Here is a 258-nt window from a genome sequence, read left to right as displayed (position 1 = left end):
ACATAGGTTCCATTGAATCACCATTAACTAAAATACAAAAATCAGCATTTGATGGCGTTTCGTCTTCTTTAAAAAATACTTCTTCATGCAATATGTCATCATATAATTCTTCTCCTATGCCAGCACCCACGGTTTATTCACTTTTCGTTGTAATCTAGCTTCGTGTAGTAGTTTGTTTAACTTTTGTGCTGATATACCGTAGTCTGCCGCGATTTGAGTTGTAGCTAATGTTCCAGTTGACTTTAAGATTTCATCTAC

2 pseudogenes are annotated in these 258 nt (G+C 35.3%); both read right to left on the bottom strand.

The features are described from left to right. A pseudogene (locus IDG64_RS15235) lies at positions 1–127 on the bottom strand (S24/S26 family peptidase); the annotation flags it as partial. Next, positions 121–258: pseudogene (locus tag IDG64_RS14540) on the bottom strand (phage antirepressor KilAC domain-containing protein); the annotation flags it as partial. The pseudogenes IDG64_RS15235 and IDG64_RS14540, both read right to left, overlap by 7 nt.

Source organism: Staphylococcus sp. EG-SA-15, assembly GCF_017151895.1.
In the GTDB taxonomy this organism is placed as follows: domain Bacteria; phylum Bacillota; class Bacilli; order Staphylococcales; family Staphylococcaceae; genus Staphylococcus; species Staphylococcus aureus.
Note: the sequence above shows the minus strand (reverse complement) of the source record. Positions and strands in the feature narration are given on the sequence as shown.